19 protein-coding genes and 1 pseudogene are annotated in these 20,855 nt (G+C 65.8%); 8 read left to right on the plus strand and 12 right to left on the minus strand.

The window, feature by feature from the left end; translation table 11 throughout:
• Positions 1-42: 42 nt before the first annotated feature.
• On the minus strand, positions 43-261 hold the full coding sequence (locus tag ATE67_RS21610) for a hypothetical protein (protein ID WP_058815115.1): 219 nt from the start codon (positions 259-261) through the stop codon (positions 43-45).
• Positions 262-294: 33 nt separating this feature from the next.
• Here ATE67_RS21610 and ATE67_RS21615 point away from each other — a divergent pair, with 33 nt between their 5' ends.
• Positions 295-444 (plus strand): hypothetical protein, encoded by a 150-nt coding sequence (locus tag ATE67_RS21615; protein WP_197411876.1) that lies wholly within the window; start codon positions 295-297, stop codon positions 442-444.
• A gap of 65 nt (positions 445-509) precedes the next feature.
• On the opposite strand, the pseudogene ATE67_RS20905 reads toward ATE67_RS21615, so the two are convergent.
• Positions 510-764: pseudogene (locus ATE67_RS20905) on the minus strand (Arm DNA-binding domain-containing protein); the annotation flags it as partial.
• Positions 765-1,057: 293 nt separating this feature from the next.
• Positions 1,058-2,647, minus strand: coding sequence for a glutamine-hydrolyzing GMP synthase (gene guaA / locus ATE67_RS02690; RefSeq protein ID WP_058815116.1), 1,590 nt, complete (start codon positions 2,645-2,647; stop codon positions 1,058-1,060).
• 196 nt (positions 2,648-2,843) lie between these two features.
• On the opposite strand from guaA, the gene ATE67_RS02695 reads away from it, so the two are divergent.
• Positions 2,844-5,312 carry an ABC transporter ATP-binding protein gene (locus ATE67_RS02695; RefSeq protein ID WP_058815117.1) on the plus strand — a complete coding sequence of 823 codons (2,469 nt, stop codon included), beginning with the start codon at positions 2,844-2,846 and terminating at the stop codon, positions 5,310-5,312.
• Between the two features lie 41 nt (positions 5,313-5,353).
• Here the strand turns inward: ATE67_RS02695 and ATE67_RS02700 are convergent, their stop codons facing one another.
• The 9 genes from ATE67_RS02700 to ATE67_RS02740 all read right to left on the minus strand — a co-directional run bounded on the left by ATE67_RS02700 (position 5,354) and on the right by ATE67_RS02740 (position 16,149).
• Entirely contained in the window at positions 5,354-6,406 is a 1,053-nt protein-coding gene (locus ATE67_RS02700; protein WP_058815118.1) for a glycosyltransferase family 4 protein, read from the minus strand.
• Positions 6,403-7,278 (minus strand): UDP-2,3-diacylglucosamine diphosphatase, encoded by an 876-nt coding sequence (locus ATE67_RS02705; RefSeq protein ID WP_058815119.1) that lies wholly within the window; start codon positions 7,276-7,278, stop codon positions 6,403-6,405. Before ATE67_RS02705 ends, ATE67_RS02700 begins: the two co-directional genes overlap by 4 nt.
• A 301-nt stretch (positions 7,279-7,579) precedes the next feature.
• Complete coding sequence (locus tag ATE67_RS02710) at positions 7,580-9,013, minus strand: aldehyde dehydrogenase family protein (protein ID WP_058815120.1); 1,434 nt, start codon at positions 9,011-9,013, stop codon at positions 7,580-7,582.
• Positions 9,014-9,124: 111 nt separating this feature from the next.
• A complete protein-coding gene (locus tag ATE67_RS02715; RefSeq protein WP_197411868.1) occupies positions 9,125-10,771 on the minus strand; it encodes an acetolactate synthase large subunit in 1,647 nt (548 codons plus the stop codon).
• A 197-nt stretch (positions 10,772-10,968) separates the two neighbouring features.
• Positions 10,969-12,792: a cobaltochelatase subunit CobT gene (gene cobT, locus ATE67_RS02720; RefSeq protein WP_058815122.1), complete on the minus strand. Its 1,824-nt coding sequence runs from the start codon at positions 12,790-12,792 to the stop codon at positions 10,969-10,971.
• Positions 12,793-12,856: 64 nt separating this feature from the next.
• Positions 12,857-14,029, minus strand: a complete 1,173-nt coding sequence (locus ATE67_RS02725; RefSeq protein ID WP_058815123.1) for an alpha/beta hydrolase — start codon at positions 14,027-14,029, stop codon at positions 12,857-12,859.
• The gene (cobS, locus tag ATE67_RS02730) at positions 14,026-15,015 is read right to left on the minus strand and encodes a cobaltochelatase subunit CobS (protein WP_058815124.1); all 990 of its coding nucleotides are present in this window, start codon (positions 15,013-15,015) and stop codon (positions 14,026-14,028) included. Before cobS ends, ATE67_RS02725 begins: the two co-directional genes overlap by 4 nt.
• A 94-nt stretch (positions 15,016-15,109) precedes the next feature.
• The gene (locus ATE67_RS02735) at positions 15,110-15,547 is read right to left on the minus strand and encodes an ester cyclase (protein WP_058815125.1); all 438 of its coding nucleotides are present in this window, start codon (positions 15,545-15,547) and stop codon (positions 15,110-15,112) included.
• Between the two features lie 11 nt (positions 15,548-15,558).
• Positions 15,559-16,149 (minus strand): J domain-containing protein, encoded by a 591-nt coding sequence (locus ATE67_RS02740; protein ID WP_058815126.1) that lies wholly within the window; start codon positions 16,147-16,149, stop codon positions 15,559-15,561.
• A gap of 28 nt (positions 16,150-16,177) precedes the next feature.
• On the opposite strand from ATE67_RS02740, the gene ATE67_RS02745 reads away from it, so the two are divergent.
• The 6 genes from ATE67_RS02745 to ATE67_RS02770 all read left to right on the plus strand — a co-directional run bounded on the left by ATE67_RS02745 (position 16,178) and on the right by ATE67_RS02770 (position 20,845).
• Positions 16,178-16,459: a BolA family protein gene (locus tag ATE67_RS02745; protein WP_058815127.1), complete on the plus strand. Its 282-nt coding sequence runs from the start codon at positions 16,178-16,180 to the stop codon at positions 16,457-16,459.
• Complete coding sequence (locus ATE67_RS02750) at positions 16,459-17,340, plus strand: pirin family protein (RefSeq protein WP_058815128.1); 882 nt, start codon at positions 16,459-16,461, stop codon at positions 17,338-17,340. The genes ATE67_RS02745 and ATE67_RS02750 overlap by 1 nt, the downstream gene beginning before the upstream one ends.
• An 88-nt stretch (positions 17,341-17,428) precedes the next feature.
• The gene (locus ATE67_RS02755) at positions 17,429-18,346 is read left to right on the plus strand and encodes an alpha/beta fold hydrolase (protein ID WP_058815129.1); all 918 of its coding nucleotides are present in this window, start codon (positions 17,429-17,431) and stop codon (positions 18,344-18,346) included.
• A 232-nt stretch (positions 18,347-18,578) separates the two neighbouring features.
• The gene (locus ATE67_RS02760) at positions 18,579-19,349 is read left to right on the plus strand and encodes an AraC family transcriptional regulator (protein ID WP_058815130.1); all 771 of its coding nucleotides are present in this window, start codon (positions 18,579-18,581) and stop codon (positions 19,347-19,349) included.
• Positions 19,346-20,569 carry a low temperature requirement protein A gene (locus tag ATE67_RS02765; RefSeq protein WP_197411869.1) on the plus strand — a complete coding sequence of 408 codons (1,224 nt, stop codon included), beginning with the start codon at positions 19,346-19,348 and terminating at the stop codon, positions 20,567-20,569. Before ATE67_RS02760 ends, ATE67_RS02765 begins: the two co-directional genes overlap by 4 nt.
• Before the next feature lie 21 nt (positions 20,570-20,590).
• Entirely contained in the window at positions 20,591-20,845 is a 255-nt protein-coding gene (locus tag ATE67_RS02770; RefSeq protein ID WP_058815131.1) for a hypothetical protein, read from the plus strand.
• The last annotated feature ends 10 nt before the right edge of the window (positions 20,846-20,855 follow it).

Below are 20,855 nucleotides of genomic sequence, written 5' to 3' on the forward strand. Positions count from 1 at the left end.
TGCAAAACACCGGAAAGGGGATTTCCCCCTTTCCGATTGGAATTATTTTTTACGGAGCGTGATCGCGTCCGGTCCCTCAATCGCCTCAAGGCCCAGCGCCGCGGCGAGTTTGCGGGCAAGGCTCGCGCCATTGGCGACGTCGAAGCGCCCGGTCACCGGGAGCGATGCGAGGGCAGGGTCTGCGAGGCGGATCGGCTTGACGTTCACCTTGTTGGCCGCATCGATGACCGCGCCGAGCGGAAGTCCGTCGGCCGCCAGCATCGACGTCGGCTCCGGCGTCTGCCCGAGACGCCGGTGTACCTCGATGCGCTACTGACCGACCAGCCGCTCGTCGGCGGGCTCGAGCCGCGGCTTGGCAACCAGCATTTGCGGACGCTGACCATCACCGGTTTCCCATCGTCGACCTGGCCGGGGCTCCTCGACGAACTCATAGGAGCACACTGAAGCCACTTCTCTCCGAACTGGCCAAAGCTCTTGGCTTCCTTGATCCGCCTCTTCTCGCGCTGCTTCTCGATGGCCGGCGACTGCCCCTCGGCGATCATTCGTTTTGCGTCGATGCACTTTTCGCGAGCGCGCGCTAGCGAGAGGTCCGAAGGCGCGTATTTGCCAAGTGTCACGGTCTCCCGGCGCCCATGCAAACGGTAGTCCACGCGGAAGGAAATGGTGCCGCCGGGACTGACCAGCACATACATGCCGTCACGGTCCGTGACCTTATATGGTTTTGCTTTTGGTTTCAGGTGCTTGAGTTCTGTATCGGTAAGCATGAGGGGGACTCCGACGGAAAAATACCGTCAGCCTAAAAGCGCGGTTCTCCCGCCCGAAAAAGCACTGCTTTTCCGACTGTTAGAGCGAAAAAAATACCGTCTAGGGCTGATGTGTTCCTGACGGTATCGACGATTTCTGGAAGAAACAAGGGTAGGCAACGCCGTCAGCCCGTCCGCTCGCAATGAAGGCTGCCCACCGATTGTCGCCGAATGTTATCGACAACAAAATTATTTTTTTCAATTAGTTGGACGTCATCCCTGCGAGAGGTATTCGGGCATTTGCGTGCCCCGAATCATTCCCACTCGATCGTGCCCGGCGGCTTCGACGTATAGTCGTACACCACGCGGTTGATGCCCTCGACCTCGTTGATGATCCGCGTCGCGCAGCGGCTGAGAAAGCTCGCGTCGAAGGGATAGATATCGGCCGTCATGCCGTCGGTCGAGGTCACCGCGCGGAGCGCGCACACGCTGTCGTAGGTGCGGCCGTCGCCCATCACGCCGACGGTCTTGACCGGCAACAGCACCGCAAACGCCTGCCAGATCGCGTCATACAGTCCGGCGTTGCGGATCTCGTCGAGATACACCGCATCGGCCTTGCGCAGGATGTCGCAGCGCTCTTTCGTCACCTCGCCCGGGATGCGGATCGCAAGACCGGGGCCGGGGAAGGGGTGGCGGCCGACGAAGATGTCGGGAAGGCCCAGCTCCTTGCCGAGCAGGCGCACCTCGTCCTTGAACAATTCGCGCAACGGCTCGACCAGCTTCATGTTCATGCGTTCGGGCAGGCCGCCGACATTGTGATGGCTCTTGATCGTGACGCTCGGCCCACCGGTGAAGCTGACGCTCTCGATGACATCGGGGTAGAGCGTGCCCTGCGCGAGGAAGTCGGCGCCGCCGATCTTCTTCGCCTCTTCCTCGAAGACGTTGATGAACTCGCCGCCGATGAACTTGCGCTTCTTTTCGGGGTCGGTGACGCCGGCGAGGCCGCGCATGAAACGCTCCTCGGCGTCCACCACGACGAGCGGGATGTTGTAATGGTCGCGGAACAGGCGCTCGACCTGTTCGCGCTCGTTCATGCGCAGCAGGCCGTGATCGACGAAGACGCAGGTCAGCTGCTCGCCGACCGCCTCGTGGATCAGCACCGCGGCGACCGCGCTGTCGACGCCCCCCGACAGACCGCACAGCACGCGCTGGTCGCCGACCTGCGCGCGGATCTCGGCAATTTTCGCGGCGCGGAACTCGGCCATCGTCCAGTCGCCCGAACAGCCGCAAACGTGACGCACGAAATTGGCGATCAGCTTGGCGCCGTCGGGCGTATGCACGACCTCCGGATGGAACTGCGTGCCATAATAGCGGCGCTCGTCGTCGGCGATCAGCGCGAAGGGGGCGCCGTCGCTGATCGCGACGATGCGGAAGCCGGGGGCGAACTCGGTGACGCGGTCGCCGTGGCTCATCCATACTTGGTGGCGTTCGCCGACCTCCCACAGCCCGTCGAACAGCACGCAGGGTTCGGTCACGGTCAGGAAGGCGCGGCCGAATTCGCCGTCGCGCTCGCCATCGACGCCGCCGGGTTCGACGCGGCCGCCGAGCTGCTGGCTCATGACCTGCTGGCCATAGCAGATGCCGAGGATGGGCAGGCCGCTGTCGAATACCGACTGCGGCGCGCGCGGGCTGCCGCTTGCCGGGACCGAGGCGGGCGAGCCCGACAGGATCACGCCCTTTGGCTTCATCCGCTCGAGCGCCGCTTCGGCGGCGTTGAACGGGACGATCTCGCTGTAGACGCCGGCCTCGCGGACGCGGCGGGCAATCAATTGCGTCACCTGACTGCCGAAATCGACGATCAGGATGGATTCGGGATGGGCGGCGGCAGAGTCGGGAGTCGGCATGGGTGGCCGATAAAGAGGCGCGTCCCTGCTGTCCAGCGGTCGATATCGGCCGTTGGTGGAACAAGCGTGGCCCCGACACATTGTTGCGACAATTGCGACATAACTGAACGCCGAACAAAGATCGGCGTCAGCGCGTGTTAAGCCCTGATGCGGCAAGAAAAACAAAGACAGAAAAAAGAAAAAGGCCTCTCCCCCGATGAAGAAAACTCGCCTCGCGCTCTCCACCCGTGCGATCCTGCTGGCGGCAGGCGCGTCGATCGCGACGCCCGCGATGGCGGAAACCGAAGCCGCCGCAACGGCCGCCGAGCAGCCCGCCGAGCCCGCCGCCAGCGTCGCGGACGACGCCGCCGAGCCGGCGGAGGACTATGATCAGGACGAGATCGTCGTGACCGCGCAGCGCCTCGTCGGACAGCTCGACACCGACATCAAGGCCGAGGCCGAACTCGACGAGGCGGCGATCGCCAGTTACGGGGTATCGAACCTGTCGGAACTGATCGACGCGCTGGCGCCGCAGACGCGTTCGGGCCGCGGGCGCGGCAGCGGCCGGCCGATCATCCTCGTCAACGGCCGCCGCGTCGGCGGCTTCGGCGAAGTCCGCAACCTGCCCCCCGAAGCGATCGCCAAGGTCGAGATTTTCCCCGAGGAAGTCGCGCTGCAATATGGCTATGCCGCCGACGAGCGCGTCGTCAACGTGGTGCTGAAGCCCAATTTCCGTCAGGTCGCGATCGAGGTCGAAGGCGGCATCCCGACACAGGGCGGTCGCTTGCAGAGCGAGATCGAGCCCAGCTTCCTGACGATCGGAAAAAACGGCCGTATCAGCGTCAATGGCGGCTGGGAGCATAAGTCGATGCTGCTCGAAAGCGAGCGCAACCTGACCTATGACCCGGCGACCAACGACGCCGCGGAGGCGGCTTCGCGCAGCCTGCTCGCCGCGACCGACACCTACTCGATCGACGGCACGATCCAGCGCAGCCTGGGCAAGACGACCGACGCGTCGGTCAACCTGCGCTGGGACCAGACCGACAGCCTGTCGCTGCTCGGCCCCGGTGCGGGCGGCGTGTCCGATCCGCTGGAACGCGACAGCCGCAGCCGCAACCTGACCTCGACCGCCAGCGTCAACGGCCTGCTTGGCAAGTGGCGCTGGTCGGTGTCGGGAAATTATGCCGATGCGGATTCGCTGATCTTCACCGATCGCTTCAACGGCACCGACAGCTATACCGAGCGGTTCGACAGCAGCCAGCAGACCTTTGGCGGCAACGCCAATCTGTCCGGCACGCTCGCCGAAGGCTGGGCGGGGCCGCTGCGCCTGTCGGCGACGGGCAGCTATTCGGGGCTGCGCTATGACAGCCGGTCGGAACGCCGCGACCCGGTGACGGGCGATACATTGGTCACGACGACCGTGCTGTCGCGCGACGTGCCGAGCGCTTTCGGCTCGCTCAATATCCCGCTGCTCGATCCCGAATATGGCGTCGGACCCTTCCGGCTGTCGGCGACGCTCAGCGGTCAGGTGCAGAAGCCGAGCGATTTCCAGACGCTCAAAAATTGGGGCGCGAACCTCAACTTCGTGCTGACCCGCAATCTGTCGGTCGTGACCAGCTTCAACACCGACGAGGCGGCGCCCAGCGTGACGCAGCTCGGCGCGGCGCCGCTGACGACGCCCGACGTCACTTACTATGACTTCGCGACCGGCCAGACGGTGCGCATTACGACGACGACTGGGGGTAATCCGTTCCTGCTCGCCGAGAAGCGCCGCGACTTCAAGGTCGGCCTCAATTGGTCGCCGCCGATGCTCGAAGGCCTCGACCTGTCGATCAACTATAACCGCAACAAGAGCTTTGACACCTCGAACAGCTTCCCGCTGCTCACGCCCGAGATCGAGGCCGCCTTCCCGGGCCGCGCGATCCGCGACGCGAACGGCGTGCTGATCGCGCTCGATCAGCGTCCGGTCAATTTCGCCCGCGCGGAGAATTCGCAGATTCGCTGGGGCTTCAATTTCGGAAAGAGCTTTGCACAGCCGAAGGAAGGCGCGGGACGGCCCGACGGCGCAGGCGCGGCCGGCCGCGCGCCGCGCGGCGAAGGCGGCCGGCCGCCGGGCGCGGGCCGCGGCCCCGGCGGGCCGGGCGCAGCCGGCGGCGGCTTCCGCGGGCGCGGTGCGGGCGGACCCGGCGGCATGTTCGGCGGGCCGCAGGGCGGGCGCTGGCAGGTGTCGCTTTATCACACCGTCAAGCTGACCGATAAGGTCCTGATCGGCCCCGGTATTCCCGAACTCGACCTGCTCAATGGGTCGGCGACGGGCAATGGCGGCGGCAGCAACCGCCACCTCGTCGAACTCGACGGCGGCGTTTTCTACAAGGGGCTCGGCGCGCGGGTCAGCGCCAAATATGACAGCGGCAGCACCGTCGTCGGCGGCAGCGCGGGCGATCTGAACTTCGGCGATCTGGCGACCTTCAACCTCCGCTTCTTCATGGACTTCAACCAGCGGCCGGAGATCACGAAGAGCCTGCCGTTCCTGAAGGGCTCGCGTCTCCGCCTGTCGGTCGACAATCTGTTCGACGCCCAGCGCCGGATCACCGACGCCAACGGCGTCGTGCCGCTCAATTACCAGCCCGGCTACACCGACCCGCTCGGCCGCTATATCGAGCTGGAGTGGCGCAAGGCTTTCTGACAATCGGGAGAGCCTCCTTTCCCCGTTTAGGGGGGAAGGGGTCAGGCCGGCAGGGCCGCTGTGCCAAATGCGCCTTCAGCCGCCCGGCCCTCAGGCACGAAGGTCAGCGCCTTCAGGAATTGCGCGGTGCAGTTCGGCCAGCTGTAGCGCGCGCCGAGCGCCGCGGCGTCGGCACGGCGACAGGCGAGCGCGTCGGCGATCGCCTTGTCCAGATCGTCGTCGAGCGCACCGGCGCCGTCGCGCACGATGTCGCCCGGTCCCGGCACCGGATAGGCGGCGACCGGCGTGCCGCACGACAGCGCCTCGATGACGACCAGGCCGAAGGTGTCGGTGCGGCTCGGGAAGACGAAGACATCGGCGCCGGCATAGGCGGCGGCTAGCTTTTCGCCGCTCAGCTTGCCCAGAAAAACGGCCTCCGGATAGCGCGCCTGCAGGTCGGCGAGCGCGGGACCGCCGCCGACCACCACCTTTGTGCCGGGCTCGCGCGTGTCCAGGAAGGCCTCGATATTCTTTTCGACCGCGACGCGGCCGACATAGAGCTGGATCGGACGGACAAGCCCGTCGAACGCTGCCAGCGGCTCGCGATCCTCGCGAAACAGCGCGTGGTCGACGCCGCGCTCCCACATCATCGTCTGCGTCAGGCCCTGATCGGCGAGTTCGCGCGCCAGGCTGCGCGTCGCGACCATGATGTGGCGCGCGGGGCGGTGGAACCAGCGGATGAAGCGCCAAACGAAAGCCGGCGACACCGGGAACCGCGCCGCAACATATTCGGGAAAGCGCGTGTGGTAGGCGGTGGTGAAGGGAAAGTCATTCGCCAGGCACCAGCGCCGCGCCGCCAGCCCGAGCGGCCCCTCGGTCGAAATATGGATCGCGTGCGGCGCAAAGGCGCGAATGCGCTTCCCGACCGCTCGCCGGCCGGCGAAGGCAAGGCGGATTTCGCCATAAGTCGGACAGGGGATCGATCGGAACAGGTCGGGCGAGATGACGCCGACCTCATGCCCCGCCTCACGCAACTCGCCGATCGTCGCCTGCAGCGTGCGGACGACGCCGTTGACCTGCGGCTCCCAAGCGTCGGTGACGATCAGGATCCTCATGCCGCGCGCGCCGGCAGCGCGAGCTGCGCCGGCAACGCGCGCACCGCGACTTCCTCGGCCCAGTGGAGGATTTCCATGGTGCCGTCGTGATGCTCGACAAGCGCGGTGCAGCCCTCGACCCAGTCGCCGTCGTTGTAATAGTCGACGCCGTCGATCGGCCGCATCTCGGCGCTGTGAATATGCCCGCACACCACCCCGTCGACGCCGCGCGAGCGCGCGGCGTGCGCGACGACTTCCTCGTAACGGCCGATGAACTGGACAGCGTTCTTGACCTTGTGCTTGGCGACCATCGACAGCGACCAATAGGGCAGGCCCAGCTTGCTGCGCAGCGCGTTGACCAGCACGTTGCACTTCATCAGCGCGGTGTAGGCGGCGTCGCCGACGAAGGCGAGCCAGCGGTGCGCCAGCATCACCGCGTCGAATTCGTCGCCATGGACGACCAGCAATTTGCGCCCGTCGGCGGTCTCGTGGATCGCCTCGCGGCGGATCTCGACGCCGCCGAAATCGAAGCCGTCGAAGGGCTTGACCATCTCGTCATGGTTGCCGGGAACATAGACGACGCGCGTGCCGCGCTTCGCGCGCTTCAGCACGCGCCAGACCACGTCATTATGCTCGGGCGGCCAGAAGTGGCGCTTCTTGAGCCGCCAGCCGTCGATGATGTCGCCGACGAGGTACAGCGTCTCGCAATCGACATGGTCGAAAAAGTCGATCAGCATCGCGGCGTTGCACCCGCGCGTCCCGAGATGGATGTCGCTGACCCAAACGGTGCGATAGCTCCGCCGCTCGCCGATCAGCCGTTCGGGCACATGCGGATCGGTGGTGAAGGGATCGGGAAAGCGGGCGGGGATGGGCAGGGTCGAAATCGATGCCATGTCACACTCCGAAGGCAGCCTTTGCTGCCCCCCGCGTAGACAGGAGATTTGTTACAACGCGGGAATCGAAGCCGCGACAGTTTGAAGAAAGTTTGTGGGCGGGTTTGTGACGGCCTTGCTGATCCTCCCTGTCGCGCAGCGATGGGGAGGTGGCAGCGCCCTTCGACTGCCTGGCAGGCGCTCAGGATAAACTGCGCCTTTGGCGCAGCGCTGACGGAGGGGCAATGGCGCGACGTCGACGGCCCCTCCACCACTTGCTTCGCAAGCGGTCCCCCTCCCCACGGCTTCGCCGCAGGGAGGATCAAATGCGCCTAAACACCAAATTCCTGATTTCGCTCATATCTTCCATGGCGAACCGCACGCCTTCGCGGCCGAGGCCGCTGTCCTTGACCCCGCCATAGGGCATGTTGTCGACGCGATAGCTCGACACGTCGTTGACGACGATGCCGCCGACGTCGAGATGATCCCACGCCTCCAGCACCTTGTGGATGTCGCGCGTGAAGATGCCCGCCTGAAGCCCGAACTTGCTGTCGTTGACCTCGGCGAGCGCGGCTTCCCAGTCGGTGAATTTCGACAGGATGACGACGGGGCCAAAGGCCTCCTCGCGCACCACGTCGGTGTCGGTCGGCACATTTTCGAGCAGCGCCGCCTCCAGCATATTGCCTTCACAGCCTCCGCCCGCCAGCAGCGTCGCGCCCGCGGCGACCGCATCGTCGATCCAGCCCTTCAGCCGCTGCGCTTCCTTGACCGAAATCATCGGCCCGATGAAGGTATCGCGCAGCTTCGGATCGCCCGCTTTCAGCGTCTTGACCTTCGCTGTGAGCATGTCGCGGAATGTGTCGTAGATATCCGCATGGATGATCGCGCGCTGCACATGGATGCAGCTTTGCCCCGACTGGTAATAGCCGCCGAAGACGATGCGGGCGAGCGCATGGTCGAGGTCGGCGTCCTTGTCGACGATCACCGCGGCATTGCCGCCGAGTTCGAGGACGACTTTCTTCTTGCCCGCCTTGGCTTTCAGATCCCAGCCGACACCCGGCGAACCCGTGAAGCTAAGCAGTTTCAGCCGCTCGTCGGTCGTGAACAGATCGGCGCCGGCGCGGCTCGCGGGCAAAATGCTGAACGCGCCCTCGGGCAATATGTCGCATTCGGCGAGCACCTCGCCCATGATGATCGCGCCGAGCGGCGTCAGCGACGCCGGCTTCATCACGAACGGACAGCCGATCGCGATCGCCGGGGCGATCTTGTGCGCCGCGAGATTGAGCGGGAAGTTGAACGGCGAGATGAAGCTGCACGGGCCGATCGGCACGCGCTTCCACATCCCCATATAGCCCTTGGCGCGCGCCGAAATGTCGAGCGGCTGGACCTCGCCATAATTGCGCGTCGCTTCCTCGGCGGCGATGCGGAACGTGTCGATCAGGCGCGTGACCTCGCCCTCGCTGTCGGCGATCGGCTTGCCCGCCTCGACGCACAAAGCATAGGCGAGCTCGTCGAAGCGCTCCTGAAAGCGCGCGACGCAATGCGCCAGGACGTCGCGCTTCTCGAAACTCGCAAGCCGCGCCATCGGCTCGGCGGCGCGGACGGCGCCCGCGATCGCCGCGTCGATCACGTCGGGGGTCGCCAGCGCGGTGCGGAACGCGACCTCGCCGGTGAACTTGTCGATCACCTCCAGATCGGTGTTGGGCTGCACCGCCTTGTTGTTGAGGTAGAGCGGGTAGACGTCTTTCAGCTTCATATCTTACTTCTCCGTTCCCCGGCGAAAGCCGGGGTCCAGGGCTGGAACGCGCAACGGTTGCGCAAGGGTGCTCTGGACCCCGGCTTTCGCCGGGGAGCAGCAAGCGGGAGATTAAAGCTCCTTCGACAGCTTCTTGATGTCGATGTTCAAAATCTGGTCATTCTCCGAATAATCGACCGGGCAGTCGATCAGATGCACCCCCGGCGTGTCGCGGGTATGCGCGAGCAACTCCTTCAGATGCGCCGCGCTTTCGACGCGGTGGCCGTGCGCGCCATAGCTTTCGGCATATTTGACGAAATCGGGGTTGCCATATGTCAGCCCCCAATCCTTGAACCCCATGTTCGCCTGTTTCCAGCGGATCATGCCGTAGGAGCTGTCGTTGAGGATCAACACCGTCAGGTTGAGGCCGAGGCGCACCGCGGTCTCCATCTCCTGGCTGTTCATCATGAAGCCGCCGTCGCCGCAGATCGCCATGACCTTACGGTCGGGATAGACCATCGCCGACATCATCGCCGAGGGCAGGCCGGCCCCCATTGTCGCCAGCGCATTGTCGAGCAGCACGGTGTTCGGCTTGCACGCGGTATAGCCGCGCGCGAACCAGATCTTGTAGACGCCATTGTCGAGGCAGATGATCCCGTCGTCGGGCATCGCGTCGCGGATCGACTGCACGAGGTGCGGCGGAAAAATAGGGAAGCGGGTGTCGGCCGCGAGCGGCGCGGTATGCTCGACCTCGGCCTTTCGAAAGGCGAGCATATGGTCGAATTTCCACCCGCCGTTGGGGACGATATCCTCCTTCATCTGCCAGACGGCATTGGCGATGTCGCCGATCACCTCGATATCGGGGAAATAGACCGGATCGACCTCGGCCGTCTTCGATGACACATGGATCACCGTCGGCCCGCCCTGCTTCATGAAGAAGGGCGGCTTTTCGATGACGTCATGCCCCAGGTTGACGATGCAGTCCGACGCCTCGACCGCGCGGTGGACGAAGTCGCCCGCCGACAGGGCCGCACAGCCGAGGAACTTCGGGTGCCGCTCGTCGATCACGCCCTTGCCGAGCTGGGTCGTCAGGAAGGGGATGCCGGTCTTTTCGATGAACTGGAGCAGCATGCGGCTGGTCATGGTGCGGTTCGCGCCCGCGCCGATCACCAGCACCGGCGATTTCGCCTTTTCGAGTGCTTTCACCGCTTCGCGGACCGACTTCACGTCGGCGTTGGGGCGACGCGAGTGGCTGCGCTTCAGCGGCGTCGAATCGGTATGCTCGTCGGCGATATCCTCGGGCAGCTCGATATGCACCGCGCCGGGCTTTTCCTCCTCGGCGAGGCGAAAGGCTTCGCGCACGCGGCTCGGAATATTGTCCGACGACGCCATCTGGTGCGTATATTTGGTGATCGGCGCCATCATCGAACAGACGTCGAGGATCTGGAAGCGACCCTGCTTCGACTTCTTGATCGGCTTCTGCCCGGTGATCATCATCATGGGCATGCCGCCCAATTGCGCATAGGCGGCGGCGGTGACGAAGTTCGTCGCGCCGGGGCCCAGCGTCGCCAGGCACACGCCGGTCTTGCCGGTGTGGCGGCCATAGGTTGCGGCCATGAAGCCCGCGCCCTGTTCGTGGCGGGTCAGGATCAGCTTGATCTTGGTCGAGCGCGATAGGCTGTCGAGAAAGTCGAGATTCTCTTCGCCCGGAACGCCGAAAATATATTCGACGCCTTCTTCCTCCAGGCAGTCGATGAACAGGTCGGATGCTTTTTTCACGGTCAGTCGCCCCCTCAGCCGGCACCCTCGGGGGTGCGGTCCTCAGTCCGTGCCGGCGACCCGTCAGCACAATGATGATGCAGCGGTTCCCGTCGTAGCCCCGCGAGTCCCTGCTGCTCCGGGAAGCGTTTGTAACGAGGGCAAAAGGGCTTGTCACCCACCCCGTGGGCGGCCCATTTCGGGGCAGTCCCCGGCGATCAGTCGATGTCGAACAGGCCCGCGAGCTGCTCGACCATCGTGCCGCCCAGCTGCTCGGCGTCCATGATCGTGACGGCGCGGCTGTAATAGCGCGTCACGTCGTGCCCGATCCCGATCGCGCACAGCTCGACCGGCGAGCGGTTCTCGATCCACTCGATCACTTGCCGCAAATGCTGGTCGAGATAGGCGCCATGGTTGACCGACAGTGTCGAATCGTCGACCGGCGCGCCGTCCGAAATCACCATCAGGATGCGGCGCTCTTCGGGCCGGCCCACGATCCGGTGGTGCGCCCAGATCAGCGCCTCGCCGTCGATATTTTCCTTGAGCAGCCCTTCGCGCATCATCAGCCCGAGCGACTTGCGCGCGCGGCGATAGGGCTCGTCGGCGGGCTTGTAGATGATGTGACGCAGATCGTTGAGGCGGCCGGGATGGGGAGGGCGTCCCGCGGCGAGCCAGTCCTCGCGGCTCTGCCCGCCCTTCCAGGTGCGCGTGGTGAAGCCAAGAATCTCGGTCTTCACCCCGCACCGTTCGAGCGTGCGCGCGAGGATGTCGGCGCTGATCGCGGCGATGCTGATCGGCCGCCCGCGCATCGAGCCCGAATTGTCGATCAGCAGCGTGACGACGGTGTCACGGAAGTCGGTGTCGCGTTCGACCTTGTACGACAGCGAGCTGCCCGGCGAGACGATGACGCGCGCGAGGCGGGCGGCGTCGAGCTGGCCTTCCTCCTGATCGAAATCCCACGCGCGGTTCTGCTGCGCCATCAACCGGCGCTGGAGGCGGTTCGCGAGCTTGGTCACCGCGCCCTGCAAATGCGTCATCTGTTGGTCGAGATAGGCGCGCAGGCGCGTCAGTTCGTCCGCGTCGCAAAGCTCGGTCGCGGCGATGATCTCGTCATGCTTCTCGGTGAAGCGGACATAGTTGAAATCGGGGACGTCGGTCGGCAGGCGGTTGGGACGCACGGGCAGCATGCCCTCGTCGCCTTCGCCGCCCATCTCGGGCTCGCCGTCGGCTTCCACTTCCTGCGCGTCGGGGTCGCTGTCGCCGTCGTCGGCCTGGTCGCCCGCCATTTCGGCGCGCGCGTCGACCTGGCTTTCGCCGCTGCCGCCGTCCTCGCTCTCCTGCTCGTCCTGGCTTTCGTCCGCTTCGGACTCGTCTTCCTCGCCCGTATCCTCGGCGCCTTCCTCCATCGGCTCGTCGCCATAGATGAGGTCGAGGTGGCGCAGCGCGAGTTTGGCGGTCTCGGCGAAGGCGGCCTGATCGTCGATCAGCATCGCGAGCGCGTCGAGGTCGCCGCCGGCTTCCTTCGTGATCCACTCGCGCACCAGCGACAGGCCGGTCTCGGTGCCCTGCGGCGCGCGTTCGCCGGTCAGCGCCTCGCGGATCAGCAGTTCCAGCGCGCTCGAAATCGGCACATCTTCCTTGGCCTGCGCGCGGCTGATCGGGTCGCTGCGCATCCGCATGGTCAGCGAGGCGGAGAGATTCTGGCGCATCCCCGCCATGTTGCGCGCGCCCAGCGCCTCGATCCGCGCGCGCTCCATTGCGTCGAACGCGGCGGCGGCGAGCGGCTCGGACGGGCGCGCGGCGCTGTGGACCTTGTCGCTATGATGCTTCATCCGCAGCGCATAGCCGTCGGCGAAACCGCGCGCCTCGGCGACCTGATCGCGCGGCAGGGTGCGCGACGGCGTCGGCACCTTGATCGCCTTGCCGATCTGCACCGGCGCATCGGCGGTGAAGCCCACCTCGACCTCGGGATCGCGCGTGACCGCGCGCGCGACGCTCGACAGCGCGGCTTTCAGGTCGTCGAGGGGGGATTGGGCGGACATGACGAGTCGGCTGTAACCAGCTTTGCGGCGGGAAGAAAGGGGATCGGAGGGTTCGCCGCCGCTGTCAAAGGGGATCGCGGTTGCAGATCGTCTCGTCGAGCTCCTTCGGCGCCGCCGGGTCGGGCCGCAACCAGAAGACATGGGGCAATCGCGTTGCGACGCGCTCGGGCCGAGTCTGTTTGCCCGCCACCGCATCGACGAAATCGCGGCACGCGACCGCGCTGCGCAGGAAATTGCTGTGCCCGGTCGATCCACGCGACACCTCGGTCGTGTCGACGACGGTGACCCCCGGGATCGTGCCCACGAAACACCGCTCGGGAAAGCCCTTGGCCTTGAGATCGGCCGCCTCGAACGGGTCGAAGCAGAAGGGCGAACCGAGCCGCGGATAGCCGTGAACCGCGCGCGACACCGCGAGCGCCTTGTCCTTCGCCGACACATAAAGGGTGATGTGCCGCCCCTGCGCGACGCGCTCGGGCGACAGCACCTCGTCGACGATGTCGCGCTCGAACGTCTCGCTGTCGATGTCGGGCGAGGCGAGAATGATGGTCGAGATATTCCCCGTCCGGTCGGCGCGCCGCGATACGCGATCGACCGTGCCGATCGCCGGGATCACCAGCCGCGCGCCGAGCGAGTGCGAGACGATGACGATCTCCTTCACCCACGGCTTGTCGGCGAGCCCGCGCAGGAAATCGCGGAAATTGCGGACGTCGTGATACATGTTCGTCTCGTCGGCGGCATATTTCAGCACTTCGCCCTGCGAGGGCCAGCTGTATCCGATCACCGGCCCGTCGAAGCCCGTCATGCGCGCGATCTGCGCGGCGTCCTTCGACGTCGTCTCGAACGTCTCGCGATAGCCATGGACGTAGAGCAGCACGCGGCCTTGCTTGCGGTCGGTTTCCGCCTGCAATGCCTGCCACCAGTCGCCTTCGTCCTGAAACGCCATCGGGGTGCGCAGCTTCTTGTCGATCTCCGCCGGCTTCGCGAAGCGGCCGTGGCGTATCCGCTCCCCGCGATGGTTGGTCAGGCTGATCGCGTCCGTGCGGCAATCGGGCAGCCGGCTCGTCACGAAGAAGAGCGGCAGCGCAGCCTCGTCGACCGCCGCGCCCGGCTGTGCGGTGCACCGCGGGTCGGCGACATAGGCCGCGTGCGGCACCTTGCCATAGTCGACCGGCGTCACGACGCAGCCGCCAAGCGCCAATGCGGCGGACGCCACCGCGAGGTGGCGCACCAACGTCACTTGCCGATGACGCTTTCGGGCAGGTCTTCGCCGAACACGCGCTGATAATATTCGGCGACGATCATCCGTTCGGCCTCGTCGCACTTGTTCAGGAACGACAGGCGGAAGGCGAAGCCGAGGTTGTTGAAGATCGCCGCATTCTGGGCCCAGCTGATCACGGTGCGCGGCGACATGACCGTTGAGATGTCGCCGTTGATGAAGCCTTGGCGCGTCAGATCGGCGACCTTCACCATGTTGGCGACGGTCGTGTCGTCGGTGCCGGGAACCTTGGCGAGGATGATCGCGCTTTCGGTCGCGGCGGGAAGGTAGTTCAGCGTGACGACGATGTTCCAGCGGTCCATCTGGCCTTGGTTGATCTGCTGCGTGCCATGATACAGCCCGCTGGTGTCGCCGAGACCGACGGTGTTCGCGGTCGCGAACAGGCGGAAATGCGGGTTCGGGCGGATGACGCGGTTCTGGTCGAGCAAGGTCAGCTTGCCCTCGGCCTCCAGCACGCGCTGGATCACGAACATCACGTCGGGACGGCCCGCGTCATATTCGTCGAAGACGAGCGCCGTCGGCGTCTGCAGCGCCCAGGGGAGCAGGCCTTCGCGGAACTCGGTGACCTGCTGGCCGTCCTTCAGCACGATCGCGTCGCGGCCGACGAGATCGATACGGCTGATATGCGCATCGAGATTGACGCGGATGCACGGCCATTTCAGCCGCGCCGCGACCTGTTCGATATGCGTCGACTTGCCGGTGCCGTGATAGCCCTGGACCATGACGCGGCGGTTGAACTTGAAGCCGGCGAGGATCGCCAGCGTCGTGTCGCCGTCGAAGACATAGGCCGGGTCAAGGTCGGGAACGCGCTCGTCGGACTCGCTGAACGCGGGGACCATCATGTCGATATCGACGCCGAACATCTCGCGCGCGCTCACCTCGGTATCGGGCGCGCCGAGAAGCGTCGAGCCGTGGTGGTCGGGGAGGCTGTTCGGGATATCGGTCATGTCGGTTGTCCAGCGATCTTGATCAGGGAGAGTCGCCGCAGACGGCGCTTCGGCTAGCCGGTATCGCTATGGGTTGCGGCTTGCAACGCCTTATTCAGAGCAGGCCGAGCGCCTTCATCACCGCCGACTGGTCGTAATAGGGCCGCTCGCAGACGATCTTGTCGCTGCCCGGCGCGAACTCGAAGCTGGCCGCCATGCGGATGCGAAAAGCCTTGCCGGTCGGCTCGATCGTCCGCAGGCCCAGGCGCAGCGGACCCAGATGCGTGCCGGTCAACCAGAATTCGACCAGCACCGTGTTCGTGGCGGCGTCGGCCGCGATCGCGATGACCTCGTTCGCCTGATCGGGAAAGGGCTCGCGCGACGAAGCGAAATAGGAGCGTACCGCGGTCTCGCCGTCGAAGATGGTGCCCGGGCCCATCAGCTCGTAGCGGGGATGCTCGAAGGTCGCGAGGACGCCGTCCCAGTCGTGTGTGATCTCCAGCGCCATATGCCGGCGCACGACGTCGATCCGCGCTTCGTTCAGGTCGCTCATCGAACCTCTCCCTATGCGAACGCCTTTGTTTTTCTCAGCATCTGATATGCCTGAACCACCTCGCCGAGTCTCGCCTCGAAACTGCGATCGCCGCCATTGCGGTCGGGATGATATTTGCGGACGAGTTCGCTGTAACGGCGACGGAGCGCCGCGCGGTCGGCGTCGGCGGGCAGCGCGAGCAACTGCATCGCGGCATGTTCTTCGCGGCTGAGGCCGGGATTTCTCGCCTCGCGCCGCGCCTCGTCCATGCGCTGGCGAAAGCGCGCCCCGAGCGCGTCCATCGGATCCTTGAAGTCGGCCCAGCGCGGCGGCAGGTCGGCGCTGCCCGCGGGGCGAAAGGCGCGGCTTTCGGTTTCCCAGCCCGCGGTCGGCGATTGCGCCGCCATGATCTGGTCGGCGGTCATGCCCTCGAAGAAATTATAGCCCGCGTTGAATTCGCGGACATGGTCGAGGCACAGGAAGCGGTACGGCGGCGGCCCGTCGGGCGAGCGGTGCGAGGACAGGGGCGCGCGGAATTCGCCGGGCTCGCGGCAGCCGGGAACGGCGCAGGGGGCTTCGCGCGGGATGCGGCCATGGAATCGGGGGGAGCGGGGGCTTGTCATGCGGAACGTCCGCGCCCAACATGGGGGCATGACACAAAAAGGTCCAGTCCAACACGAGATGGAAGAGCTGCTCGCCGCCGCTTTTCCCGACGCGAAGGTCACCCTCAGCAACGACAGCGCCAAGCATCACGGCCATGCCGGCGACGACGGATCGGGCGAATCGCATTTCAGCCTGACCATCGAATGGGCGGGCTTTGCGGGCCAGAACCGCGTCGCGCGCCAGCGCGCGGTGAACAAGGCCCTCGGCGACTTGCCGGGCCAGCGCGTCCATGCGCTGGCGATCAAGGCGACCGCGCCGGGAGAATCCTGATGCAGATCATCACTCCCTCGACCCATGACATCGGCGCCTTCGAGGTGCGCCGCACGCTGCCGAACAAGGCGCGGACGATGGTCGGTCCTTTCATCTTCGTCGACCAGTTCGGCCCGGCGCATTTCGACATCGGACGGGGCATGGACGTGCGTCCGCACCCGCATATCAACCTGGCGACGGTCACCTATCTGTTCGAAGGCGCGATCGACCATCGCGACAGCCTCGGCACCTTCGCGACGATCCGTCCCGGCGCGTGCAACCTGATGACGGCCGGCCGCGGCATCGTGCATTCGGAGCGTACACCCGCGGCCGAGCGCGCCACCGGCTCGGCGATCTCCGGCATGCAGACCTGGCTCGCGCTTCCCGACGGCAAGGAGGAGATCGATCCCGCGTTCGAGCATGTCGCGAAGGAGGATCTGCCGCTCGTCGAGGATGGCAACGTCTCGGCGCGCGTGATCATGGGCAGCCTGTGGGGCGCGACCTCGCCGATCACCCAGCACAGCGCGACGATCTACGCCGACATATTGATGAATGCGGGCGCGACGATGCCGATCGAGGCCGAAGCCGACGAGCGTGCGATCGTCGTCGCGATCGGCGACGCCAGCCTGGACGGCGAAAAGCTCGAACGCCACAGCCTCTATATCCTCCAGCCGGGACAGGCGATGACGCTGCGCGCCGGGAGCGACGCCCGCGTGATGCTGCTCGGCGGCGAGGCGTTCAAGACCCCGCGCCATGTCTGGTGGAATTTCGTGAGCTCGTCCCGCGACCGGATCACGCAGGCGAAGCACGACTGGAAGGACCGCAAATTCCCGCTCGTCCCCGGCGACAGCGAGGAATTCATACCGATCCCTGAGGTGCCGAAGACGGTCAGCTACCCCTGACCCGTGCAGGCCGCCGCCTGTTGCGGCTTGCCAGCCGCGCTGATCCGCGCCTAGTTGGTTTCGAAACGAAACCAAAGGAGCAGGGTGGATGAGCGGCGATTTCGAACAGGTGCGGTTGACGCTCTCGACCGGGGTCGAACTCGACGTGGTCGATATGGGGGCGAAGGATGCGCCGACGCTGATCTTTCTCCACGGCTTTCCCGAATCGCATCGCACCTGGCGGTTCCAGTTGCCGCACTTCGCGACCCGCTTTCGCTGCATCGCCCCCGATCAGCGCGGCTATCGGGGGTCGTCGAAGCCGCAGGACGCCCAATCCTACACCCCCGACAAGCTGATCGCCGACATCTTCGCGCTTGCCGATGCGCTGGGCGTCGACCAATTCACCATCGTCGGCCACGACTGGGGCGGGGCGATCGCGTGGGGCGTGGCGCTCGGCGGCCAGCCCGGCGGCTTGCATCCGGCGTGGTCGGGCCGCGTCACGCGCGCGGTGATCGCCAATGCGCCGCACCCGGCGATCTTCCAGCGCCTGCTGCTCACCAACCCGGAACAGCGCGCGGCGAGCCAGTATATCCGCACCTTCCGCGATCCCGCCAGCGACGCGATCATCGAGGAGCATGGCATCGCCGGGATCCTCGCCCATGCCTTTGCCGGCAAGGTTCCGAGCGGCGGCATCCAGCCGCCCGACGAGATCGCGCGGCTGCTCCAGGACTGGGAGGATCGCGACACTTGCCGCGCGATGATAAACTGGTATCGCGGATCGCCTGCGAATGTGCCCGCGATGGACGAGCCTTTCGCCGAACCGCCCGCGACCCCTTTCCCGAAACTGACGATTCCGACGCTGGTGGTCTGGGCGCTCGACGACGTCGCGCTGCCGCCTTGCAATCTCGACGGCATCGAAGACCTCGTCCCCGATGTGACGATCGTCAAGGTCCCCGGCTGCGGCCATTTCGTGCCGTGGGAATGCCCCGCAGCGGTCAATGCGGCGATGGACGATTTCCTGGCATAGCAGCGATCGAACCCCTTGAGAAAAAGGGGGCGGGCGGCGAGATCCGATTGCCGCCCGCCAGGAGGGGTCCGGCTGTGCCATGCGCGTTCCAAGGGTGGCGGGAAGGAGCGCAGGACACAGTTGTTCGCGCCGTCCGAGGTGTTTGAACTCGTATATGGACGACGGGATTAAACACTAGAATCGCCCGAAATTGCAGGCTTTCAGATTCTCCCATAGTTGCCATTATCGGGCCATGAAGAGGGAGGGGATCAAGGCGACTCTTGTCGAGGACCGCATCGACGGCCCTTCCGAATGGACGATCGAACGGCCCGTCCATCTGCTGATCCTGTACGAGGCCGGAAGCTATCATTGGCTCGAGACCTGGCTCGACGGACGGCGCACCTCGCTCGGCGATCCGCTGCCCGGCGAAATGTGGCTGATCCCCGCCGGGCATGATTATCGCGCGCGCGCGCAGGGAGGCGCGGTTCGCCATATCATGGTCGAGATACCGTCCGGCCGTCTGATCGTGCCGCCCGGCGCGCGCATCCTGGCCGGATATGAGGATCCCGCGATGGCCGGGCTCGTCCGCGCGCTCTGCGCGGGCGAGGCCGATGCAGGCGATCGGCTGGTCGACACGATCGCCGCGGCGCTCGACGGCGGCGTGATGCGCTTTCCCGTCGCGCCCGACATCGCGCGGCGGCTCGACAGGCTGATGACCTTCATCGAGGCGCGGATCGAAACGCATCTGACCGTCGAGGAGATGGCGGCCGAGGCGGGGATGTCGGTGAACAGCTTGATCGTCCATTTCGCGCGCGCGACCGGGCGCACCCCGGCGCAATATCTGCTCCACCAGCGCCTCCGCCGCGCGCGCTGGTTCCTGATGAACCGGCCGCTGACCGTCGCCGAGATCGCCTTCGCGACCGGGTTTTCCAGCCACGCACATTTATGTGCCGCCTTCCGCAACAAGCTCGGTATATCTCCCGGAGCCTGGCGCCGTCAGGCGACGAGGGAGGGGCTGTTGTGATCCGCGACAAACTGTTTCGCACCCGCGACGCGCACGGCCATGCGCCGGTCACCAATCTCGAGCTGTTCTTCGACCTCGTCTTCGTCTTTGCGATCACCCAATTGTCGCACGGACTGCTCGAACATCTTAGCTGGCTCGGCGCGCTCCAGACGCTGATGCTGCTCTTCGCCGTCTGGTGGGTGTGGATCTACACGACTTGGGTCGCCAACTGGGTCGATCCCGACCATCCGAACGTCCGGCTGATGCTGATCCTGCTGATGCTGGCCGGGCTCGTTCTGTCGAGCGCGATTCCCTATGCGTTCGGCAAGACAGGCTGGCTGTTCGCCGCGGCCTATTGTTCGATGCAGACCGCGCGATCGCTCTATGTCGTGTGGGCGAGTTGGGGCGTCCACGACGGCCGCGCGCGCAATTTCATGCGCATCACTTTCTGGTCGCTGCTCTCGCTGCCCCTGTGGATCGCCGGCGCGCTCGCCGACCCCGCGGCGCGGATGCTGTTCTGGGCAGGCGCGCTGCTCGTCGATTATGCGGGACCGCTGCTGTTCTTTCCCGCGCCGGGGCTTGGCCGGTCGAAAGGTTCCGACTGGGACATTTCGGGCGCGCATATGGCTGAACGCTGCGCGCTCTTCGTCATCATCTCGCTCGGCGAAGGGGTGCTGATCACCGGCGCGACCTTCGCGAAACTGCCGCAGGACGGCCTTCACTGGCTGGCCTTCGCGACCTGCTTCCTCGGTTCGGCGGCGCTCTGGTGGCTCTATTTCGACAGCGGCGCCAAACGCGGCAGCGAAGTGATCGAGGCAAGCGACCAGGCCGGCGTGCTCGCGCGGCGCGCCTATACCTATTGGCATATTCCGATCGTCGCGGGGCTCGTCGTCTCGGCGGTCGCCGACGAGATGCTGCTGATGCACCCCTATGGCCATATCGAATTTCCGTTCCTCGCGGTGTCGATCGGCGGGTCGCTGCTCTTCCTGATCGGCAATATGGGCTTCAAGCACGCGACGGCGGGCCGCCGCCTGCCGCCCTTTTCGCACATCATCGGTTGCATCCTGCTGATCGCGGTCGGCGCGGCGGCCTGGTTCCTGCACTGGCAACCGATCGCGCTCGGCATCGCCGTCTTCGCCGTGCTCGTCTTCACCGCACTCTGGGAATGGGGCAGCTATCATGGCGGCTGGCGGCGCTGGGCGCCGTGGCTCGGGCGTTTCGGAGATGCCGCCGAAGGGTGAACGAGAGGGGGAGACAGGACCATGTCGCACACTGCCATCATGCTGATCGCCGGCCTCGCGCTGCTGATCGGGCTTCGCATTCTGATCCGCGACAAGGCGCGCGCGACCTGGGCGTTCCTCGTCCTGTGGCTGATCATCTCGGTCGGCAATCTGCTCGTCGGGGTGCTGTCGGCCGGTTACGGCTGGGGCGAGGAGGCGGTCGTCTGGCTGCTCGTCTTCGGCGCACCCGCGGCGCTGGCGCTGATCGTGGTACGGCTCGGCGCGCCTCGACCCTAGGGTCCTGACC

The sequence above is a fragment of the Sphingopyxis sp. H050 genome (genome assembly GCF_001468265.1).
Classification (GTDB): domain Bacteria; phylum Pseudomonadota; class Alphaproteobacteria; order Sphingomonadales; family Sphingomonadaceae; genus Sphingopyxis.